Source organism: Bacteroides sp. AF29-11, from assembly GCF_003602895.1.
Lineage (GTDB): Bacteria > Bacteroidota > Bacteroidia > Bacteroidales > Bacteroidaceae > Bacteroides > Bacteroides uniformis.
In genome coordinates this window covers 1-3,819 of the sequence record NZ_QTLY01000021.1, presented here as the reverse complement: position 1 = coordinate 3,819, position 3,819 = coordinate 1, and the positions used below count along the sequence as shown (strand labels likewise).

At 49.9% G+C, this 3,819-nt stretch carries 2 tRNA genes and 2 rRNA genes (1 of these 4 only partly in view); all 4 read right to left on the bottom strand.

Annotation, left to right across the window (positions count from 1 at the left end):
• Positions 1-1,797, bottom strand: a 23S ribosomal RNA gene (locus tag DWZ03_RS19735); its annotated part reaches 1,049 nt to the left of the window's first position; the annotation flags it as partial.
• Positions 1,798-1,910: 113 nt separating this feature from the next.
• Positions 1,911-1,984 (bottom strand) — tRNA-Ala (locus DWZ03_RS19730).
• 90 nt (positions 1,985-2,074) lie between these two features.
• Positions 2,075-2,148 (bottom strand) — tRNA-Ile (locus DWZ03_RS19725).
• Between the two features lie 135 nt (positions 2,149-2,283).
• Positions 2,284-3,810: ribosomal RNA gene (locus DWZ03_RS19720) — 16S ribosomal RNA — on the bottom strand.
• Positions 3,811-3,819 lie beyond the last annotated feature (9 nt).

Genomic DNA, 3,819 nt, shown 5'->3' with positions numbered 1-3,819 from the left:
TGTTTTTGTTAAACAGTTGCCTGGACCTATTCTCTGCGCCTCGCCGTAAAGCGAGGACCCTTTATCCCGAAGTTACAGGGTCAGTTTGCCTAGTTCCTTAACCGTGAATCACTCAAGCGCCTTAGTATATTCAACCCGACTACGTGTGTCCGTTTGCGGTACGGGTACCTGCAGGATTAAGTTTAGCGGATTTTCTTGGAAGTATGATTACACGCACTATTGGATTGTTCTAAGAACGCTCCATACTGTCAGGTTCGACTCTTGCTCCGGATTTGCCTGGAACAATCAGCATCTACACCCTTCAACGGACTATTCCGTCAGTCCGCGGCGCTGTCACGACTCCGTCTCCACGTCACTCCCACAGGTAGTACCGGAATATTAACCGGTTCTGCCATCGGCCTCGCCGTTCGGCTGAGCCTTAGGACCCGACTTACCCTGATCCGATTAGCGTTGATCAGGAAACCTTAGTCTTTCGGCGAGGGGGTTTCCCACCCCCTTTATCGTTACTTATACCTACATTTGCTTTTCCACACGCTCCAGCAAAGCTCGCGCTTCACCTTCGACGCAGAGTGGAATGCTCCCCTACCGATGATTTCTCATCCCAAAGCTTCGGTAGAATACTTATGCCCGATTATTATCCACGCCAAACTCCTCGACTAGTGAGCTGTTACGCACTCTTTAAATGAATGGCTGCTTCCAAGCCAACATCCTAGCTGTCTTAGCAATCTGACTTCGTTAGTTCAACTTAGTATTCATTTCGGGACCTTAGCTGTTGGTCCGGATTGTTCTCCTTTAGGACATGGACCTTAGCACCCATGCCCTCACTCCTGACATAGAACTGACACGCATTCGGAGTTTGTCAAGACTTGATAGGCGGTGAAGCCCTCGCATCTTATCAGTCGCTCTACCTCATGCCAGTATAAGTCAAGGCTGCACCTAAATGCATTTCGGGGAGTACGAGCTATCTCCAAGTTTGATTAGCCTTTCACCCCCACCCTCAGGTCATCCAGAAGCTTTTCAACGCTTATTGGTTCGGTCCTCCAGATGGTGTTACCCATCCTTCAACCTGCCCAAGGGTAGATCACTTGGTTTCGCGTCTACTCCTTCCGACTATACGCCCTGTTCAGACTCGCTTTCGCTTCGGCTGCAGATCTGAAATCCTTAACCTCGCCGGAAAAAGTAACTCGTAGGTTCATTATGCAAAAGGCACGCCGTCACACCAGAAGGTGCTCCGACCGCTTGTAGGCACATGGTTTCAGGAACTATTTCACTCTTCTGTTCGAAGTGCTTTTCACCTTTCCTTCACAGTACTGGTTCACTATCGGTCTCTCGGGAGTATTTAGCCTTACCGGATGGTCCCGGCAGATTCACGCAGAATTCCTCGTGCTCCGCGCTACTCAGGATACCACTAGGCTTCGGTTGGCTTCGCATACGCAGCTCTCATGCTCTATGGCTGTACTTTCCAGAACATTCTGCTCACCAACTTTCTTGCCACGGCGTGGTCCTACAACCCCACCCATGCCGTAACATGGATGGTTTGGGCTATTCCCCGTTCGCTCGCCACTACTGGGGGAATCATTGTTTATTTTCTTTTCCTGCAGGTACTAAGATGTTTCAGTTCCCTGCGTTAGCCTCCTGCAATGCAGGATGATACTTCTTCAAAGTACCAGGTTGTCCCATTCGGAAATCCGCGGATCAAAGGTCATTTGCACCTACCCGCAGCTTATCGCAGCTTATCACGTCCTTCATCGCCTCCGAGAGCCAAGGCATCCGCCATGTGCCCTTACTTACTTTTTGTCTTACCGATCACGTATGGTCGATATATACTTTCAGCTTTTAACTTTACTTTTTTTTGGTCACATCATGTCAAAGAACGGTGTTTCAATTATAAAACAATAATCAAAACGGAGTGGAGAATAACGGATTCGAACCGTTGACCCCCTGCGTGCAAAGCAGGTGCTCTAGCCAGCTGAGCTAATCCCCCTTCTTATAAGTGGAAAACGGAAAGTGGAAAGTGGAGAATCCGGAGAGTTCCCGATTTTCAGTTTTCAATTTTCAGCTTTCAACTTTGAAGTAGTCCCAGGCAGAGTTGAACTGCCGACCTCTACATTATCAGTGTAGCGCTCTAACCAACTGAGCTATAGGACTGTCAGTCAAACCCTCGCCTTACGGCTCGGCTTCTACTTTTCTCGTATATTTTAATAAACAAGTACGCGCAGTACAAGAGGTTCTTATGGAAGCATAACTTCAAGAACCAACGATCGAGTCGAGACGTCACTCCAGAAAGGAGGTGTTCCAGCCGCACCTTCCGGTACGGCTACCTTGTTACGACTTAGCCCCAATCACCAGTTTTACCCTAGGGCGCTCCTTGCGGTTACGCACTTCAGGTACCCCCGGCTTTCATGGCTTGACGGGCGGTGTGTACAAGGCCCGGGAACGTATTCACCGCGCCGTGGCTGATGCGCGATTACTAGCGAATCCAGCTTCATGGAGTCGGGTTGCAGACTCCAATCCGAACTGAGAGAGGCTTTAGGGATTAGCATCACGTCGCCGTGTAGCTGCCTTCTGTACCCCCCATTGTAACACGTGTGTAGCCCCGGACGTAAGGGCCGTGCTGATTTGACGTCATCCCCACCTTCCTCACATCTTACGACGGCAGTCTCGACAGAGTCCCCAGCATAACCTGATGGTAACTATCGATAAGGGTTGCGCTCGTTATGGCACTTAAGCCGACACCTCACGGCACGAGCTGACGACAACCATGCAGCACCTTCACAACTGCCTTGCGGCTGACATGTCTCCACATCATTCAGTTGCAATTCAAGCCCGGGTAAGGTTCCTCGCGTATCATCGAATTAAACCACATGTTCCTCCGCTTGTGCGGGCCCCCGTCAATTCCTTTGAGTTTCACCGTTGCCGGCGTACTCCCCAGGTGGAATACTTAACGCTTTCGCTTGGCCGCTTACTGTATATCGCAAACAGCGAGTATTCATCGTTTACTGTGTGGACTACCAGGGTATCTAATCCTGTTTGATACCCACACTTTCGAGCATCAGCGTCAGTTACAGTCCAGCAGGCTGCCTTCGCAATCGGAGTTCTTCGTGATATCTAAGCATTTCACCGCTACACCACGAATTCCGCCTGCCTCTACTGTACTCAAGACACCCAGTATCAACTGCAATTTTACGGTTGAGCCGCAAACTTTCACAACTGACTTAAGCGTCCGCCTACGCTCCCTTTAAACCCAATAAATCCGGATAACGCTCGGATCCTCCGTATTACCGCGGCTGCTGGCACGGAGTTAGCCGATCCTTATTCATACGGTACATACAAAAAGGCACACGTGCCTCACTTTATTCCCGTATAAAAGAAGTTTACAACCCATAGGGCAGTCATCCTTCACGCTACTTGGCTGGTTCAGACTCTCGTCCATTGACCAATATTCCTCACTGCTGCCTCCCGTAGGAGTTTGGACCGTGTCTCAGTTCCAATGTGGGGGACCTTCCTCTCAGAACCCCTATCCATCGAAGGCTTGGTGGGCCGTTACCCCGCCAACAACCTAATGGAACGCATCCCCATCGATGACCGAAGTTCTTTAATAGTTCTACCATGCGGAAGAACTATGCCATCGGGTATTAATCTTTCTTTCGAAAGGCTATCCCCGAGTCATCGGCAGGTTGGATACGTGTTACTCACCCGTGCGCCGGTCGCCATCAAACTTAGCAAGCTAAGTTCATGCTGCCCCTCGACTTGCATGTGTTAAGCCTGTAGCTAGCGTTCATCCTGAGCCAGGATCAAACTCTTCATTGTAAAAGTATC